The 18,399-nt window shown below is 68.9% G+C and carries 13 protein-coding genes and 1 other RNA gene; 11 read left to right on the forward strand and 3 right to left on the reverse strand.

Annotated elements, in window-relative coordinates:
• Nucleotides 1-147: 147 nt before the first annotated feature.
• From hemW to ACT9AS_RS13065, 3 genes are all read left to right on the forward strand, one after another.
• A complete protein-coding gene (gene hemW / locus ACT9AS_RS13055) occupies nt 148-1,320 on the forward strand; it encodes a radical SAM family heme chaperone HemW (RefSeq protein ID WP_445100582.1) in 1,173 nt (390 codons plus the stop codon).
• 147 nt (nt 1,321-1,467) lie between these two features.
• The gene (locus tag ACT9AS_RS13060; RefSeq protein WP_445100583.1) at nt 1,468-3,792 is read left to right on the forward strand and encodes a DUF1631 family protein; all 2,325 of its coding nucleotides are present in this window, start codon (nt 1,468-1,470) and stop codon (nt 3,790-3,792) included.
• Nucleotides 3,789-4,142: a PilZ domain-containing protein gene (locus tag ACT9AS_RS13065; protein WP_445100584.1), complete on the forward strand. Its 354-nt coding sequence runs from the start codon at nt 3,789-3,791 to the stop codon at nt 4,140-4,142. The genes ACT9AS_RS13060 and ACT9AS_RS13065 overlap by 4 nt, the downstream gene beginning before the upstream one ends.
• On the opposite strand, the gene ACT9AS_RS13070 is transcribed toward ACT9AS_RS13065, so the two are convergent.
• Nucleotides 4,119-6,830, reverse strand: coding sequence for an EAL domain-containing protein (locus ACT9AS_RS13070; protein WP_445100585.1), 2,712 nt, complete (start codon nt 6,828-6,830; stop codon nt 4,119-4,121). The two genes, ACT9AS_RS13065 and ACT9AS_RS13070, sit on opposite strands and share 24 nt — an antisense overlap.
• Between ACT9AS_RS13070 and pepQ the strand changes: the two genes are divergently transcribed.
• On the forward strand, nt 6,829-8,163 hold the full coding sequence (gene pepQ / locus ACT9AS_RS13075; protein WP_445100586.1) for a Xaa-Pro dipeptidase: 1,335 nt from the start codon (nt 6,829-6,831) through the stop codon (nt 8,161-8,163). The two genes, ACT9AS_RS13070 and pepQ, sit on opposite strands and share 2 nt — an antisense overlap.
• Nucleotides 8,164-8,996: 833 nt before the next feature.
• Here pepQ and ACT9AS_RS13080 read toward each other — a convergent pair.
• Complete coding sequence (locus ACT9AS_RS13080; RefSeq protein ID WP_445100587.1) at nt 8,997-10,334, reverse strand: aminopeptidase P N-terminal domain-containing protein; 1,338 nt, start codon at nt 10,332-10,334, stop codon at nt 8,997-8,999.
• 1 nt (nt 10,335) lies between these two features.
• On the reverse strand, nt 10,336-10,893 hold the full coding sequence (locus ACT9AS_RS13085; protein WP_445100588.1) for a UPF0149 family protein: 558 nt from the start codon (nt 10,891-10,893) through the stop codon (nt 10,336-10,338).
• Nucleotides 10,894-10,959: 66 nt separating this feature from the next.
• On the opposite strand from ACT9AS_RS13085, the gene ACT9AS_RS13090 reads away from it, so the two are divergent.
• From ACT9AS_RS13090 to rpiA, 7 genes are all read left to right on the forward strand, one after another.
• Nucleotides 10,960-15,585, forward strand: a complete 4,626-nt coding sequence (locus ACT9AS_RS13090) for an EAL domain-containing protein (protein WP_445100589.1) — start codon at nt 10,960-10,962, stop codon at nt 15,583-15,585.
• A 62-nt stretch (nt 15,586-15,647) separates the two neighbouring features.
• Nucleotides 15,648-15,869: a TIGR02449 family protein gene (locus tag ACT9AS_RS13095; RefSeq protein ID WP_445100590.1), complete on the forward strand. Its 222-nt coding sequence runs from the start codon at nt 15,648-15,650 to the stop codon at nt 15,867-15,869.
• Nucleotides 15,866-16,168: a cell division protein ZapA gene (locus ACT9AS_RS13100; protein ID WP_445100591.1), complete on the forward strand. Its 303-nt coding sequence runs from the start codon at nt 15,866-15,868 to the stop codon at nt 16,166-16,168. The genes ACT9AS_RS13095 and ACT9AS_RS13100 overlap by 4 nt, the downstream gene beginning before the upstream one ends.
• A 92-nt stretch (nt 16,169-16,260) precedes the next feature.
• A non-coding RNA gene (gene ssrS, locus ACT9AS_RS13105) (6S RNA) lies at nt 16,261-16,448 on the forward strand.
• Nucleotides 16,449-16,564: 116 nt separating this feature from the next.
• Nucleotides 16,565-17,164: a 5-formyltetrahydrofolate cyclo-ligase gene (locus tag ACT9AS_RS13110; RefSeq protein WP_445100592.1), complete on the forward strand. Its 600-nt coding sequence runs from the start codon at nt 16,565-16,567 to the stop codon at nt 17,162-17,164.
• On the forward strand, nt 17,161-17,631 hold the full coding sequence (locus tag ACT9AS_RS13115; protein ID WP_445100593.1) for an EVE domain-containing protein: 471 nt from the start codon (nt 17,161-17,163) through the stop codon (nt 17,629-17,631). The genes ACT9AS_RS13110 and ACT9AS_RS13115 overlap by 4 nt, the downstream gene beginning before the upstream one ends.
• A gap of 8 nt (nt 17,632-17,639) precedes the next feature.
• On the forward strand, nt 17,640-18,302 hold the full coding sequence (gene rpiA / locus ACT9AS_RS13120) for a ribose-5-phosphate isomerase RpiA (RefSeq protein ID WP_445100594.1): 663 nt from the start codon (nt 17,640-17,642) through the stop codon (nt 18,300-18,302).
• Nucleotides 18,303-18,399: the final 97 nt, after the last annotated feature.

Genomic DNA, 18,399 nt, shown 5'->3' on the forward strand with positions numbered 1-18,399 from the left:
GCGCCGATATCCGTGATCGCCGTGCGGTCGCGACTTACGTCGCTCCTACACGAAGCTGCCGAAGCGCCTCGCAACCTTTTCCACCGGGCGCCACACGACGCCGTCCACCATCCAACGCGCCCGCTTCCCCGGTGGGACAATAGCCCCATGACCCTCACCCCGCCGCCGCTGTCGCTGTACGTCCACGTCCCGTGGTGCGTGCGCAAATGCCCGTACTGCGACTTCAACTCGCACGAGTTCAAGTCGGGCAAGAGCCGTGGCGAGTTGCCGTTCGCGGCCTATGTCGACGCGCTGCTCGCCGACCTCGACCACGACCTGCCGCTGGTCTGGGGCCGCACCGTGCAGACCGTGTTCTTCGGCGGCGGCACGCCGAGCCTGATGCCACCGGAATTCATCGACCGCTTCCTGCAGGGCGCCAGCGCGCGGCTGCGCTTCGCCCCGGGCTGCGAGATCACCCTGGAGACCAACCCCGGCACCGCCGAACACGGCCGCTTCGAGGGCTACCGCAACGCCGGCATCACCCGCCTGAGCTTCGGCATCCAGAGTTTCGACGACGGCTGCCTGCAGCGGCTCGGCCGCATCCACGACAGCCGCGAGGCCGAGGTCGCGGTCAAGCTCGCGCAGGACGCCGGCTTCGACAACTTCAACCTCGACCTGATGTACGCCCTGCCCGGCCAGGACCTGGCGATGGCCGAGCATGACCTGGAGCGCGCGTTCGCGTTGCAGCCTGCCCATATCAGCCATTACCAGCTGACCCTGGAGCCCAACACCGTGTTCGCCGCGCGCCCGCCGTCGGGGATCCCCGACGACGATGCGGGCTGGGACATGCAGGAACACTGCCAGGCCATGCTCGCCGACGCCGGCTACGGCCAGTACGAAGTCAGCGCCTACGCCCGCCCGGGTCGCCAGTGCGCGCACAACGTCAACTACTGGACGTATGGCGACTACCTCGGCATCGGGGCCGGCGCCCACGGCAAGATCACCCTCGGCCACGACGAAAGCATCCTGCGCCGCTGGAAGCACAAGCACCCGACCCGCTATCTCGCCGAGGCCGGCAGCGACGCGGCGATCGGCGGGGACGAGCGGATCACTCCGGAGCGGCGACCGTTCGAGTTCATGCTCAACGCGCTGCGGCTGGTCGACGGCTTCGAGCTGGCCACGTTCGAGAAGCGCACCGGGCTGGCCGCGGCGGCCATCGAGCCGCAACTGCGCAGCGCAACCGAACGGGGCTGGCTGCGGATCGACGCGGGCACGGTACGACCGACCGAACTCGGCCGACGCTTCACCAATGACGTGGTGGCGCTGTTCCTAACCGAATGACCTGCCTGTGTCGTCACGCCCCGACGGAGTAACCTCGGGGTTTCGGCGCCATTCGTCCGCTGCGGCCCGAAACTTGCGTATCAAGGTCGACGGCCCTGCGGAACGGGCCGCGTCCATCGACCCACCGCCCGGAGGGACCCCGCCCGCATGCCCGACCATCACGCACCCAGCCAGGCGACCCACCGCGATCCCGGCATCGCCGGTGGCAGCGAACCGGTCACCACGCCGCTGCGGCAGAGCCCGGCCGTCGCAACGATGCCCCCGCGCGTCCGCCATCTGCTGGAGCAGTTGCTCGGCCTGTTGTCGCACCAGCTGTCGCGCGAGCTCGACCGCCTGCTGATGACCCTGGAGCACGACCTGTTCCGGCAGGCCGAGTTCGCACGCAATCCGGGGCTGCAATCGGGCTATCTCGAAACCGGGCGGACGTTGCGCAAGCACCGCGACCAGTTCATTCCCTCCTTCATCGGCGAACTGGAAGACGCACTGGTCGCCATCCGCGATCCGGCAAGCCGCGCCCAAGCCCCGGTGGACACCGAATCGGTGCACATCGACGACATGCGCCTGGTCGACCACAGCGAGATCAGCGAGGAAGCGGTGCTGAGCGCGATCGCGTTGAGGCACGAGTCCCGCGCCGGGTTGCCGCTGCTGCTGTTGGGCCAGCGCTTCGGCGTGCTGGCCGGCGCGCCCGCATTCGATACCGCGGCGCTGCCGGTCGGGCCGCAATCGCTGGGCCGGCTGCTGGAGCGTGCCGCCAACCGGATGCAGCTGAACCTGGATGCCCGGCTGCAGCTTTACCAGTTGTACGACCGCCAGCTGATGGCGGGCTACGTCGCACTGGTCGAGTCGATGAACAGCCTGCTCGCCGACGCCAACGTGCTGCCCGGCCTGACCTTCGTGCCATTGCGCACCCGCCGCGGCGGCCGGCGCGATGGCGGGCAGGTGGACCACGCAGCGGCGGGTCCCGACTCCGGGAACAGGTCCTCTTCCGCAGCCGATGGCTCGCCGGCCGACGCCGGTGCATCCGCAGCCGAAGCCGCAACCGAACCCGCAGAAGCAGAAGCGCTGGCGTTCCTTCGACAACTGATGACGCAGCGACGCGAGCTGCTGGACAAGCTCGCCACCCCCGCCACCCCCGCCACCCCCGCCACCCCACGCGTGCGCGTCGCCCTGCCTACCGGCGACGTCGACGCCGCACTGGGCGCACTGCAGGCACGGCCGCCCGATCCGCAGTCGCCCAGCACCGTGCCGGATATCCGCCAGGCCCTGCTCGCGCAGGGCCGGCTGAAACGCGGCGAGGCGGTGTCTCTCTCTCGCGAGGACAGCGACACCTTCGAACTGCTCGGCATGCTCTACACCGAGATCGGCCGCGAGCTGCGCGCGGGCACGCAGAGCAAGGCCCTGCTGGAACAGCTGCAGGTGCCGTTGTTGCGGGTCGCGCTGCAGGACCGCGCGTTCTTCGTGCGCCAGCAGCATCCGGCCCGGCAACTGCTGAACGCGGTGGCCGAAGCCGGCGCGGTCTGGCTGGCCGAGGACGAGGCCGACCCGCAGCTCAACGCCAAGCTGCAAAGCGCGGTCAGCCACGTGGTCACCCATTACGACGGTGACGCGGAGGTGTTCGAGGCGGCCAACCAGCAGTTGCAGGAACACCTGCAGGTGATGGTGCGCAAGGCGGAGGTCAGTGAGCGCCGCCACGTCGACGCCGCGCAGGGCCGCGAGAAGCTCGACCTCGCCAAGCACCAGGCAACCTCGGTGATCGAGGACGCCGTCGGCGGCCGGCCGATCCCGAAGTTCCTCGGCAGCCTGCTCGACCAGGCCTGGAGCGACGTCCTGACCCTGGTGCTGCTGCGCCATGGCGAAGGGTCGGCCGAATGGCGACAGCATGTCGCCGCGACCGGCCAGATCGTCGCCGCCTGCGTGGATGGCACCCCGGCCCCGGACGGGCTGGCGACGCGGATAGAACAGTCGCTGGCGCTGGTCGGCTACCACGGCGAGGAGGCCGGCGCGATCACCCGCCGCCTGACCTGCACCGACGACGACAGCGACGACCCCGCCTCGCGCACCGAGCTGGCGCTGAAGCTCAAGGCCCGCGCACGACTGGGCGCCGACACCGTACAGAAGCCGAAGGCGGCCCCCGCGCCGCGCACGCCACGCGAACAGGCCTGCCACGACCATCTGCGGACCCTGCCGTTCGGCAGCTGGATCGAGTTCTCGATCAACCAGCAGGGCGACGTCGTGCGGCGCCGCCTCGCCTGGTTCAGCCCGGTGACCGGGCGGGCGTTGTTCGTCAACCAGCGCGGCCAGCGGGTCGACGACGCCACCGGACCGCAGGACCTCGACCAGCTCGCGCGGCTGGTCGCCATCGGCCAGGCCCGGGTGGTCCAGGCCGAACGCTCCGGGCTCGTCGACCGGGCCTGGCAAGCCGCACTTTCGGCGCTGCGTGGCCTGTCGTCACGCCCGGAGGAGGAACAATGAACGCAGGCACGGACGAGTTCCGGCGCGCTTCGCGCCACGACATCCCCGACACGGTGCGGGTGGTGGATGCCATGACCGACACGGTGGTCGGACGGCTCGGCAACATCTCGGAGACGGGCATGTTGCTGATCGCGAGCGTCCCGCTGGTCGACGACGCGCTCTACCAGTTCCGCCTGGAGATCGACGAAGGCCGCGGCCAGGTCATCGAGGTCGGCGCGCACATGCTGTGGCAGGACCGCGCGAGTGCGAAGGGCCAGACCTGGATGGGCTTCCGCTTCATCAAGGTCATCGACGAGCACGCGCAGCCGCTGAACGACTGGTTGCGCTCACTCGCCACCCGCGCCGCCTAGCGCGGTGCCGCTCCGGGCAGGTCGGTGGTGCAACGGTATCGGTTCGGGCTGGTGCAGGCCGAACCCCTGCGCGTAGTCGACGCCGATCCGGGCCAGCGCCGCCATCACCTCGCTGCCCGACACCCATTCGGCGATGACCACCAGCCCGCGCTGGTGCCCGATGTCGGTAACCGCGCGCACGATGGCATAGCTCATCGGATCGCTGAGCAGGTCGCGGATGAAGCTGCCGTCGATCTTGATGATGTCCACCGGCAGGTTCTTGAGGTATCCGAACGACGACATCCCCGCGCCGAAATCGTCCAGTGCGAGCTTGCAGCCGGCGTCGCGCAGGCGCCCGAGGAACCGCGCGACCTGCGACAGGTTGCGCACCGCGACGGTTTCGGTGATCTCGAAGCAGACCCGTTCCGGCGCGACCCGGTGCGCCTGCAGCAGTTCCAGGATCAGGTCGACCAGTGATTCGTCCTCGATGCTCGCGCCGGAGAGGTTGATGGTTGCCAGTTTCAGGCGCTCGCCGCCGGGATGCAGGCGGTCGAAATTGGACAGCACCGTGCGGATCACCCAGCGGTCGATCATCGGCATCAGGCCATAGCGTTCCGCGGCGGGCAGGAAGGCCCCGGGCAGCACCAGGCGACCGTGCTGGTCGCGGAAGCGCAACAGCAGTTCGACATACGGCCCTTCGGATGCACCCGACAGCGGCCGGACCTCCTGGTACATCAGCACCAGCCGCTGCTCCGCGACCGCCCATCGCAGCCGGTTGGCCCATTCCATCTCGCCGTGGCGACGCGCGGTCTCGTCGTCGCTCGCCGAATAGAAATGCACGCGGTTGCGACCGCTCTCCTTGGCCATGTAGCAGGCGGTGTCGGCCTGCGCGAGCACGTCCTTGAATGCCAGGCCTGGATGGTCCAGCGCCACGCCTCCGATACTGACGCTGACCGTGTAGGTCCGCTGCTCCCATACGAACACGTAGCCATCGATGTGCCGGCGCAGGCGCTCGGCGACTTCACGCGCCTGGACGGCGTCATGCGGCGTCAGCACCCCGAACTCGTCGCCGCCCAGCCGTGCCAGCAGCACGCCGTCGCCATCCAGTTGCTCGCGCATCATGGTCGCCAGCTGGATCAGGAGCTGGTCGCCGGCGATGTGGCCGGAGGTGTCGTTGATCAGCTTGAACTGGTCCAGGTCCATGTACAGCAGGGTGGCTGGAGGTCCACCGGTCGAGACCGCGCGAAGCACGCGCTCGACCCGGCGCTCGAACTCGCGCCGGTTGTACAGGTCGGTCAGCGCATCGTGGCTGGCCTGGTATCCCAGCAGCTCGGTCAACTGCCGCTGCTCGGAGATGTCGGTCGCCACCATCAGCAACATGTCCTCCCCGCCGACATCTACCCGCGCGGTCGAGATGCTCGCCCAGAAGCTGTCGCGGTTGGCGCTGACCAGCATCGCTTCCGACGGACTGCCGTCCGCCAGTTCGCCCGCCTGCACGCGCGCCCCGAGCTTGCGATCGCCGAACAGCGACGACAACCGCAGGTCGCCTGCGGTTTCGCCCAGGCGCAGCCGCGAGGCCTGGTTGAGATAGGTGATGCCGCCGTCGTCGCTGCGCGCCAGCAGCACCAGCGCCGGCAGCAGGTCGTTGAGTACGCGGAAACGCTCCTCGCTTTCGCGGTAACGCCGGCTCATGCGCCAACCCTGCTCCAGTGCGCGGCGGCGCGACGTCAGCACGGACCACACCAGCAGCGCAAACAGTGCGCTGGCCAGGAGCCCCGGCCACAGCACCGACTGCAACCCGTCGGCGCCGGCAAACGCCTGCTCCGGAGGGTGCAGCCTTACCTGCCAGTCGCGACCGCCGAACGCGATCGTGCGCGTGGTGCCGGGGCCGGCGTCCTCATGCGCGTGTGGATGCGAGTCGAACAACAGCTTCGGCGAACCGGACGTGACGTCGGCCACCGTGGTGTGGAACACCGGCCCCGTGCTGTCGTACGGCAGCGAATCCTCGATCAGGCTGGCGACGTTGAAGGAGATCGCGATCGATCCGCGGATCCGCTCGCGTCGTTCCGCCATCGAACGCGGCGGCGGACCCGGATGGAAGATCGGCAGCCGCAGGGTCACGCCCTCCCCGGTCAGCCCGGCGCTGTGGTGCTGCAGCAGGCGAAACGTCTCCGACAGCACGGGCTGGTCGCTGTCCCGTGACGCCAGCAACGCGGCGAGGTTGGCCGGCTGCGCGGCGACGTCGAGTCCCAGCACGGCGGCGTTGCCCGCGGCCGGCGCGACCAGGGTCGTCACGTAGCGGCCGTCCGGCCCGCGCTCGGCATAGGCGACCGCCTGCAGGCTCGGGAAGCGCTCCCGCGGCCGCAGGTTCTCGTAGAGGTGGTCGAATTCGCCGGGTTCGACCTCGGCGGACGCCAGGAACAGTGACTGGACCGACCGCGCCAGCATTTCGCAGGTGCGCAGGCGATCGCCGACGGCCGCGGCGATGCTGTCGGCAGCGGCTTGGAGTTCCGCGTGCCGGCGCGCATCCACCCGCTGCTGCTGGCCTTGCGCGAGCCAGATCGACAGCGCCACGCCCACCAGCAGGGCGACAAGGGCCCAGACCCATGCCGGGACACCCAGCGGTGCAACGCCTCCCGCCCCATCGCCCGGCTGCGGGGCGCGGGCGAATCCGTCAGAATCGTGGCTCTCCCCCAAGAGAACTCCCATGACAGATCAAGAGATACCAACGTTATACACGCGGCATGTCGAGGAACTGCAACGACGCAGCGCCCTGGCGCTGGAACGGGGGGGCTTCGATCACCTGGTGGTGCCCAGCGGGTCGATCCACTACCAGCTGTTCGACGACCGCGATTACCCCTACGCGGTCAACCCGCAGTTCAAGGCCTGGGTGCCACTGACCCGCAATCCGGGCAGCTGGATCGTCCATACCCCCGGCGCGAAACCCAGGCTGATCTACCTGCAACCGTTCGACTACTGGCACGCCGTGCCCGAAGCACCGGCCGGTTACTGGGTCGAGCAGTTCGAGGTGGTGGTGATCCGCACCCCCGAAGAAGCGCTGCAACACCTGCCGAAAGACCCGCGCCGCTGCGCGATCCTCGGCGAGCCACTGAGCGCAATGGGCGAGTTCGTCCCCAACAACCCCGCCGCGGTGGTCAATTACCTCGAATACCACCGCGCACTGAAGAGCCCGTACGAAATCGCGATGATGCGCGAAGCCAGCGTCCATGGCGTACGCGGGCATCGCGCTGCCGAACGCGCGTTCCGCGCCGGCGCCAGCGAGTTCGGCATCCACCTGGCCTATTGCCAGGCCGCGCGCCAGGACGCCAACGACCTGCCTTACGGCAACATCATCGGCCTCAACGAGCATGGCGCCGTGCTCCACTACACCGATCGCGGCCGGGTCCCGCCGCGCGACATCCGCAGCTTCCTGATCGATGCTGGCGGCAGCCATGCCGGCTACGCCAGCGACATCACCCGCAGCTACGCATTCGACCCGGCGTGCGAGTTCCAGTCGATGATCGATGCCGTCGACGCCGCCGAGCAGCGCCTTTGCAATGGCGTCCGCGCCGGCGTGGACTACAAGCGGATCCACCTCGATGCACACCTGGAGATGGCGACGATCCTGCGCGACTTCGGCGTGGTCGACATGAGCCCGGAGTCGATGGTCGAGACCGGCGTCAGCGCCAAGTTCTTCCCGCACGGCATCGGCCATTACATCGGCCTGCAGGTGCACGACGTCGGCGGCTTCCTCGCCTCCGACGAAGGCGGCCGCATCGAGCCACCCGCGGGCCACCCGTTCCTGCGCCTGACCCGCGTGCTTGAACCGGGCGCCGTGGTGACGATCGAGCCCGGCATCTACTTCGCCGACCTGCTGCTGGAAGAACTGCGCAACGGCGCGCATTCCGGCGCGGTGGACTGGGGCAAGGTCGACACCTTCCGCCCCTACGGCGGCATCCGCATCGAGGATGACGTGGCCTGCACCGACGGCGACCCGATCAACCTGACCCGCGAGGCGTTCGCGGCATTGGATGAGCGTTGATCGCGGGTGCCATCGCGCCTGATCGTTGAACAAGAATCCCGGCGAAAAGCCGGGGTTTTTGTAGCCGCGGGGAAACGCAGCATCGAAGTTCTCGGAGTGCGTTTTTGGAAGTGACGTCGCGCAGGAGGCGGCTTGCGGGGCAGTTGCTCCAGCCCTTCATCAGGGCCGCTCCGCGGTCCAGCCCGGCGCAGCGCGCCGGGCGTTCGCGCAGGCGCGCGCTACGCCGCGCAAGCCGCCTGCACTCACCCTGCCCTGAGGCGGGCCGCGGGCCATCCATGGCCCGCTTTTCCGCAACTGCCCCGCAAGCCGCCTCCTGCCCGATTGTCCGAACCTTCGGGTAGGGCGAGCTGTGACGCGTCAGGTGGGCGGAAATGCATCGCCCTTCGTAGACGGAGCTTTGTGTAGGAGCGACGTAAGTCGCGAATGCCTCGCCACCTCATGGGTTCAGAGCGTCGCGACTTACGTCGCTCCTACAACGAAGGGTGTCGCTTTGACGCGGGTTCCAGTAGCCCCCTCAGCCAGATATCGAACGGACAACAAAGCCGCACCTCCCAAACCGCGGCGCGGCGTCCTGTCCGGGTATTGCGGAGAGTGCGCCATGGATGGCGCACGGCGGTGAGTGCGGCCATGGATGGCCGCCCGAACCGAGTAGCAATACCCGGACAGGGCGACGCTCCAGCCCGAAGGCGAGACACTGCTTCTGGCTCTGGCTCTGGCTCTGGCTCTGGCTTCGGCTTCTAGCTTTTGTTCTTGGCTCTAGCTTTGGCTATCGCTATCGCTATCGCCGCCAACACACACCACGACACGCACGCCCCAACCGAAACCCGCTCGCGCTACCCGCCCACCCGCGCCTGCGCCATGAACGCCTCGACCTCGTCCGCGCTCCGCGCCAACCCCTCGGTCAGCACCTTGTGGCCGTCCTTCGTCACCAGCACATCGTCCTCGATCCGGATCCCGATCCCGCGCCACTTCGCCGCCACGCCGGTGTCGTCCGGCGGGATGTACAACCCCGGCTCGATCGTGAACACCATGCCCGGCTCCAGCAGGCGCGACTCACCCTCGATCCGGTAGTCACCGACATCGTGCACATCGATCCCCAGCCAGTGCCCCGTCTTGTGCCGGTAAAACCGCCGGTAGCTGCCATCGGCGATGTTCTTCGCCAGCCGGCCCTTCAGCAACCCGTTCCGGAGCAACCCCTCGGTCAACGTCTCGACCGCCGCATCGTGGCCCGCCTGGTATGGCGTGCCCGGCTGCGCCTGCGCCAGCGCCGCGGCCTGCGCCGCGCAGACCAGATCATGCAGGATCCGCTGCTCCTTGCCGAAACGACCGCTTGCCGGGAACGTGCGCGTGATGTCGGCCGCGTAACCGCCGTACTCGGCACCGGCGTCGATCAACACCAGGTCGCCATCGCGCACCGGCCCGTTGTTGGCGACGTAATGCAACACGCACCCGTTGGCACCCGCACCGACGATGCTGCCGTAGGCAGGCACCGCGTTGTTGGCACGGAACACCCGCTCCACCTCGGCCTGCAATTCGTACTCGTGCATGCCGGGCCGCACCGCGCGCATCGCCGCCTCGTGCGCGGACACGCTGATGTCGGCGGCGCGCTGCATGAAGCGCAGTTCGTCGCGGCCCTTGAACAGCCGCAACTCGTCGAGCAGGTGGCCGAGTTCCAGGAACTCGTGCGGCGGCTTGTTGCCCATCTTCATCATCGCGCGCACGCGGTTGACCCAGCCGATCAGCTTGAGATCGAACTCGGCGTCGCGGCCGAAGTGGTAGTACACCCGCGAGCGGCCTTCCAGCAGGCCCGGCAGGATGTCGTCGAGGTCGGTGATCGGATAGGCGTCGTCCAGCCCGAACGCCTCGACCGCACCCTCGGTGCCGAAGCGCGGGCCGTCCCAGCCCTCGCGGTCCGGGTCGCGCTCGCGGCAGAACAGCACCGTCTCGCCATGCGCGCGGCCGGGCACCAGGACCAGCACCGCCTCGGGCTCCGGGAAACCGGTCAGGTACAGCAGGTCCGAATCCTGCCGGTACGGATAGTGGGTATCGCGGCTGCGCACGCGCTCCGGCGCGGCCGGCAGGACCATGATCGCGTCGTCGCCGGCGATGCGCATCAACTGTTTGCGACGACGGGCGTAGGCCTTGCCCGGCATGGTCAACGGCTTGCGCATGTCAGTTCAGCCGCTGGCGGTGCTCGGCGGCGAGCACGCAGTCGCCGTGCAACAGCAGCGTCGCGACGCGGACGAATTCCTCGATCTCCACCAGCGCCGCCTCGTCCTCCTCGTCGCCCTCCTCCTGCGGCTGGGCGGCGGCGAGCTTGGCCAGGTCGCCAAGCGCTTCGCCGGCCTCGTCCGACAGCTTCGGCGTCGCCCCGGCCGCCATCCCGAAGGCGCCGAGGAATCCGCGGCACCAGTCGAACAACGCCCCACTGCGCACGGCCAGCGACGCCTCGGCATCCGGCAGCAGCAGGGCGAACTCGAAACTCCGGTCGGCGAGCTGGGCCGCACTGGCCAGTCGCAGCTGGTCCAGCGCACTGCCCTCGGCCGGCGTGGCGAGGGTCGCATCGACCATCACCCGGGCCGGCCAGTCCCGGGCCGACGCGCCGCCGCCGGCCAGCCATCCGCACAACGAACCGTGCAACTCGGAGGGGGAGGTGGCGAGCGCCAGCTGCCGGATCCCGGCGTCCACGGCGGACAGTTCGGGCAGGGTTGGCGGGGCGTTTTGCGACATGGACGGTCACCGCGACAGGGGGCCTGCAGTCTATCAATCCGCCGGGCGCGGCCGCGGCGGAACTTGTTGCCGGGCCGTGCCCCTGCCTACACTGCCGGTTACCACGCCAACCGCCGCGGTGCCGTGCGTCCGTATCCGCCATCCGTCGACACCCTGCGCCGCCTCTGCACGATCGTGCTCGCCTGCCTGTTGCTTGCCGCGGGGTGGTCCGCACCGGCCCCGGCCGCCACCCGCGACTACTACTTCACGCCGGTCGGCAGCGCCCGCGGACTGAACCAGAACACCGTCACCGCGATGGTCCAGGACACGCAGGGGTTCGTCTGGGTCGGCACCCAGGGTGGCCTGCACCGCTACGACGGGCAACGCTATGCGTCGTTCCGGCACGACCCGCGCGACCCCTCGACCCTGCCCGACAGCTACATCACCGCGCTGGCGCTGGAGGGTGACAGCGCGCTCTGGGTGGGCTCGTACTCGCAGTTCGTATCGCGGATCGACCTCGCCGATGGCGGGATCCGGCGTTTCGTGTCCGATGCCGACGGCCAGGCCGGCCGCCAGGTACTGGCCCTGCTGCCACGCGATGGCGAGCTGTGGATCGGCACGATGCAGGGGCTCGAACGGTTCGACCCCACCACCGGCAAACGCCAGCGCGTGCTGCAGCTGGAGCCGCAGCAACTGCGCAGCTCGCCCTACCAGCAACTGCTGGCCGATCGCGACGGCAGCGTCTGGTGGGCCAGCGCCGCCGGCCTGTTCAAGGTCGATCGCGACAACCGGGCGCGCCTGGTCGGCCCGCCCGGCGTCACCCTAAGCCTGCTTCTGGACCGCGCCGGCCAACTCTGGGTCGGGCGACGCGATGGCCTGTTCCGGCTGTCCGATGACGGCTCGCTGGTCGCGGCATGGCCCGGGCCCGCCACCGACGACGCCGGCCCGGTCCGTGCCATCGTCCAGGCCCCGGATGGCGCGCTGTGGCTGGCGATCGCCAGCGGCGGGCTGCGCCGGTTCGACCCGGCCAGCGGCGCGGTCCGGTCGATTCGCGAGGACACGAGTTTCGATGCCGGCCTGCCGGAGGACTCGATCGCCTCGCTGCTGGTCGACCGCAGCGGCATGCTGTGGGTCGGCGGACTGTTCCGGGGGGTCTCGCTGACCAACCCGCGCGGGACCCGCTTCAGCTACGTCATCGACCTGAGCGGCGAACGCCCGCGCAATGCCGCCGCCGACGACAGCATCCGGACGATCCACGAGGGCGCCGGCGGCACCCTGTGGATCGGGACCGACAACGCCCGGCTGCTCGGATACGACATCGCCGCCGACCGCTTCACCGACTGGACCGCGCGCCTGCCGCCCACCGATGACGGCAGGGCGCGGCGGATCATGGCGATCGGCGACGCCGGCCACGGCCGCCTCTGGCTGGCCACCAGCAACGGCCTGTTGCGATTCGCCCCGGCGACCGGTGCCGTTGACCAGGTCGCCCTGGGTGCGCTTACCGGCGCCAGCCTGCGAAGCCTGCTGGTGGACCATGAAGGCGACCTGTGGCTGGGCACCCAGACCCGCGGCGCGCTGCATTACCAGCGCCGCGGCGGGCGGGTCATCCACTACAGCCATCGCGACGACGACCCGCACCAGCTTGCCCACCCGACGGTGCACGCCCTGCTGGAGGATCGCCATGGCCGCATCTGGTTCGGCACCGGCGACGGGCTGGACATGCTGGAACCCGCGACCGGTCGCCTGCGCCATTTCAACCACGATCCCAACGACCTGGACAGCCTGCCCGGCGGCCTGGTGCGCGCGCTGTACGAGGACCGCGACGGCACCCTGTGGGTCGGCACCCACTCGGGCCTGAGCATGGCCGTCGAGAATGCCGACGGCACGATCATCTTCCAGCATCCGCTGGCCGAGGCGCTGGGCGACCAGCCGGTGCCGACGGTGTTCACCATCGCCAGCAATGCCGCGTCCTCCGGGCGGCTGTGGCTGGGCACCGGGCACGGCATCATCCAGTTCGACACCCGCACGCTCGCGGTGCGCAACTACGGCCTCGCCGACGGCCTGCAGGACCTCGAGTTCAACGGCGGCGCCGCGGCCACGCTGTCCGACGGAAGGATCGCCCTGGGCGGGATCCGCGGCCTCAACCTGTTCGACCCGGCGCGGATGAAGAACCCGGGCTACACCCCGCCATTGCGCCTGCTGGCGGCCGGCATCGGTGCGGATTCGCCCGACGACGGCGGGATCATGTGGCAGCCGGCGAAACTGGAAGTGCCCGACGGCGCCGAGATCCTGCGCCTGCGCATCGGCGCGCTCGACTTCGCCCCGGCCGCGAACATCCGCTACCGCTACCGGATGGACGGTTTCGACCGAGGCTGGATCGACAACGGTGCGCGTCCGGACATCACCTACACCCGCCTCCCTCCGGGGAGCTACGTGTTCCGTGCGCAGGCCCGCAACCGCGACCACGGCTGGGGCAGCACGGAACTGCGGGTGCCGGTGGTCGTCGCCCCGCCGTTGTGGCGCCATCCGCTCGCGATCGCCGCCGCGCTGGCAGCGCTGCTGGTGCTGCTGGCGACCCTCGGCTGGCGCTGGCACCGCCATCGCCAGCGCGAGCAGGAATGGTTCCGCCAGGTCAGCGAACGCGAGGAGCGGCTGAAGCTTGCGCTCTGGGCGTCGGGCGACCAGTTCTGGGATTACGACGTGGCGACCCACGCGATGCACCGGATGCGTGTGCCGGAATCCTCCACCGCACGCCCGGACACCGAAATCACCGTCGAAAGTCGCCTGAGCAGTGCCCATGGCATCCACGAGGAGGACCTGCCGGGCGTCCTCGACACTCTGCGCCGGCACCTGCGCGGCGAGGCCACGCTGTTCCTGTCGGAACATCGCACCCGCGATCGCGACGACGAGGACTGGCGATGGATCCGCGCGCGCGGGCGGGTGGTCGACCGCGATGCCGACGGTCGCGCACTGCGGGTCGCCGGCACCGCCCGCGACATCACCGCCAGCCGCAGCGCCGAGCGCGAACGCCGCATTTCAAGCGAGGTCCTGCGTTCGATGGCCGAGGCGGTGGCGGTGTTCGATCGCGACTTCATGTTCGTCTCGATCAACCCCGCCTTCACCCGGATGATCGGCTACAGCGACAGCGAGGTGGCCGGTCGCTCGACCAGCCTGATCGACAGCAGCCAGCACGACCCGGATTTCTACGCCCGCATGCGCGCCGAACTGCAGCGCGCCGGACGCTGGTCGGGCGAGATCTGGCAGCAACGCAAGGACGGCGGCGAGTTCCTGTGCTGGCTGCAGGCCAGCGCGGTGAACGATGGCCACGGCCAGCACGGCCACTACGTCGCGGTGCTCAGCGACATCACCGATCAGAAACGCGCCGAGCAGGAGCTGCGCTTCCTGGCCAACTACGACACCCTGACCAACCTGCCCAACCGGGCGCTGCTGTCGGAACGGCTGTCGCGCGCGATCGAACGGGCCCGCGCCACCGGCCACAAGATCGCGGTGCTGTTCCTCGACCTCGACCGCTTCAAGGACATCAACGACTCGTTCGGCCATGCCGCCGGCGACCGCATCCTGCGCGCAGCCGCGCAGCGCCTGCAACGGACGGTCGGCGCCGGCCACACCGTGGCGCGCCTCGGTGGCGACGAGTTCACCGTGGTGCTGGAAGGCCTCGGGGACGCGGCGCAGGCCGAGCACGTCGCACGCGAGCTGCTCACCGCATTCGAGGAGCCGCTGGATTTCGACCAGCGCCACAACGTAGTGATATCCCCCTCGATCGGGATCAGCCTCTATCCCGACCACGCGCGGGACCCCGACCACCTGCTCAAGCACGCCGATACCGCGATGTACCAGGCCAAGGCCATCGGGCGCCGCGCATTCATGCCGTACACCGAAAGCATGGATATCGACATCCGCCTGCGCGCCAGCATCTCGGCGGCGTTGCGCAAGGTGCTCGACAGCGATGAGCTGTCGCTGGCGTTCCAGCCCCGGCTGTCGCTGGCCGATGGCCGCATCACCGGCGTCGAGGCGCTGCTGCGCTGGAACAGCGCCGAGCACGGGGAAATCAGCCCGATGCGCTTCATTCCGCTGGCCGAGGAGACCGGCCTGATCCTGGAGATCGGCGAGTGGGCGCTGCGTCGCGCCTGCCTGACGTTGCAACACTGGCGCGCGGACGGATTGTCCAACCTGACGATGGCGGTCAACGTCTCCTCGCTGCAGTTGCTGCGCGGGAACCTGCCGGGGGTCGTCGCCCGGGTCCTGCAGGAAACCGGCATCCCGGCGTCGTGCCTGGAGCTGGAACTGACCGAAAGCGTGATCATGGGCAACCCCGGCAAGACCGCGGCAACGCTGCAGGCCTTCCGCGAACTCGGGGTCAGTCTCGCGATCGACGACTTCGGCACCGGCTACTCCTCGCTGTCCTACCTCAAGCGGTTGCCGATCACCACGCTGAAGATCGACAAGGAATTCATCGCCGACCTGACCCACGATCCCGACGACGCGGCGATCACCACCACCATCATCACCATGGCCCACTCGCTGGGCCTGAACGTGGTCGCCGAGGGCGTGGAAACCGAGGCCCAGATGCGCTTCCTGCGCGTCCACGGGTGCGACGAGATCCAGGGCTACTGGCTGGCCCGGCCGATGGCCCCGGCGCAATGCCAGGCATTCCTGCAGGGCCACGAGTCGACCGAACCGGTAACGGGCTGAACGTCGCGATCGCCCGCCCGCGCGACGCTTGACCCGCCCCCGCCGCCTGCTATCGTGCGCGGATGGACCGTGCCCAACTGCTCGCCCAACTGCAGGCACTCGTCGAGCGGATCGACGAGCTGGCCGACAACACCCGTCGCCTGCAGGAGGAGAACCGCAGCCTGCGCCAGCAACAGGAAAGCCTGTCCAGCGAGCGCTCGGCATTGCTGGCCAAGAACGAGCAGGCGCGGAGTCGGGTCGAGGCGATGATCGCGCGGCTGAAATCGCTGGAGCAGCACACGTGAGCAGCAGCCAACCGGTCAGCATCCACTTGCTCGATCGTGAATACACCGTCGGCTGCGAGCCGGACGAACGCGACAGCCTGCTCGCCGCCGCCAAACTGCTCGACAGCAAGATGCGCGAGATCCGCGGCAGCAACCGGATGGCCGCACTCGACCGCGTCGCCGTGCTGGCCGCGCTCAACTTCGCGCACGAGTTGCAACAACTGCGCAACGAAGACGAGAGCAGCAACCGCGAAATCGCCCGCAGCCTGGGCGAGCTGCAACGCAAGCTCGACGGGTTGTTCGACAACCCCGCCGGGTGACACGCGAACGGTTCCGGCAGTTGCCTGAACCCGGCACCGCACCACCGACAGACGGGCCTTCCCATCGCGCCCGTCGCGCTATAATCGCCGCACGTCCTCTGCTGTGGACGACGGCGTGCGCAAACATACGCCTTGTCCCTTAATTGCGACCGCGGGGGCGCAACGGAAGCCCGGAGTGCAAGTCCGCCCTGGTAGCGGGAAGCCCGAAGGTCTCCAGGCGTCCCCACTTGAACCCCGGGTTCAAGGTCGTTTCGCGCGCATCGCCATCGGCGGAGGACTTTTCTTTTGCGGTCGGAATCCGCGGCGCCGCCGGTTTGGCGCCGGGCGGGCCGCCGCTGTGCTGCGGTCCACGCATTGCGGCCCCGTCACGCCACACGCGACTCAGGATCCGACTGGATGACCGTCGACCACGCAGCATCCCGCCGCCAACTCCGTTCCGAACTCCGCCAGCGCCGCCGCACGTTGCCCGCGGCCGAGCGCATCGCCGCCGCCGACCGCCTCGCCCAAAACCTGCTGGCCCTGCCGTTCATGCCCGCCGAGGGCTACGTTGCCGGTTATTGGGCGATGGATGGCGAAATCGCGTTGCATGCCTGGCAGCTCAAGCTGCCGCCGGGCTGCATCTATTGCCTCCCGGTCCTGGGCGAGGATCACCTGCGATTCGCGCCGTGGCGCCCAGGCGACGCGCTGGTCGGCAACCGCTATGGCATCCCCGAACCCGACCGCGCGCCCGGATCGCTGCTTGAGCCGCAACAGATGTCGCTGGTGGTGTTGCCGCTGGTCGGCTTTGACGGCCACGGCGCACGGCTCGGCATGGGCGGTGGTTGGTACGATCGCAGTTTCGCCTTCCGGCAGGACCATCCGGCGCCGCCGTGGCTGGTGGGTGCCGCGTTCGAGACCCAACGGCTGGAGTCGCTGGAAACCGCCGACTGGGACGTCGACCTCGATGCGGTCTGCACCGAATCCTCTATCCACGATTTCCGACTGGCTACCCCATGACAGCACGCCGCCGCTACTGGTTGATGAAGTCCGAGCCCGATGCGTTCTCGATCGACGACCTGCAGCGCGTCGATATCGAACCGTGGAACGGAGTCCGGAACTACCAGGCACGCAACTTCATGCGCGATGGAATGAAGGTCGGCGACGGCGTGCTGTTCTACCACTCCAACACCGCCATTCCCGGCATCGTCGGCACTGCGACAGTCGCCAGCGAAGCATATCCGGACGAGACCCAATTCGACCCGGAATCGGACTATCACGACCCCAAGGCCACCCGCGAAGAACCGCGCTGGCAACTGGTCGACATCAAGTTCGAGCGCAAACTCTCGCGCACGATTTCGCTCGACGAGATCAAGCGCCATGCCGACCGCCTCGGCGAGGAATTCGCCCTGATCCGGCGCGGCAACCGGCTGTCGGTATTCCCGGTTTCCGCCGCGCAATACAAGTACCTCCTTTCCCTCGAGTAGCTCCGGACATGTCAGAAGCCAAGCGCCTGGCCGGCGAAAAAGCCATCGATTACGTGGAAGACGGCATGGTCGTCGGTGTCGGCACCGGCTCGACCGTGGCCTACTTCATCGAAGCACTGGGGCGGATCAAGCACCGCATCCGGGGCGCCGTCTCGAGCTCCGAACAGAGCAGCGAGCGGCTGCGCGCGCTGGGCATCGAGGTGCTCGACCTCAACGCCACCGGCACGCTGTCGCTGTATGTCGACGGCGCCGACGAATGCGATCCGCACAAGCGCCTGATCAAGGGCGGCGGCGCGGCACTGACCCGCGAAAAGATCATCGCCGAGGCCAGCCGCAAGTTCGTCTGCATCATCGATCCGGCCAAACAGGTCGACGTGCTTGGGAAATTCCCGCTGCCGGTGGAAGTCATCCCGATGGCCCGCAGTTTGGTTGCCCGCCAGATTCTCGCCAGCACCGGGGGTCAACCCGTGTGGCGGCAAATGGAGGACGGCTCCGGCGTGGTGACCGACAACGGCAACGCGATCCTCGACGTACACGGATTGTCGATTGTCGACCCCGTCGCTCTCGAAACCGCGATCAACCAGATGCCCGGCGTCGTGAGTGTCGGCCTGTTCGCCCGCCGCGGCGCCGATGTAGTCATCGTCGGCGGCGAACCGCCACGGATCATCTAAGCGCAGCCGCCCCTCTCGACGCCGCCCTGGTGGCGGACGCGCGGGTCTACCATGGTGTAACGGCGGTGACGCCGCTGGACCCGGGTTTGGCATCGCA

Source organism: Lysobacter sp. F60174L2 (assembly GCF_052547135.1).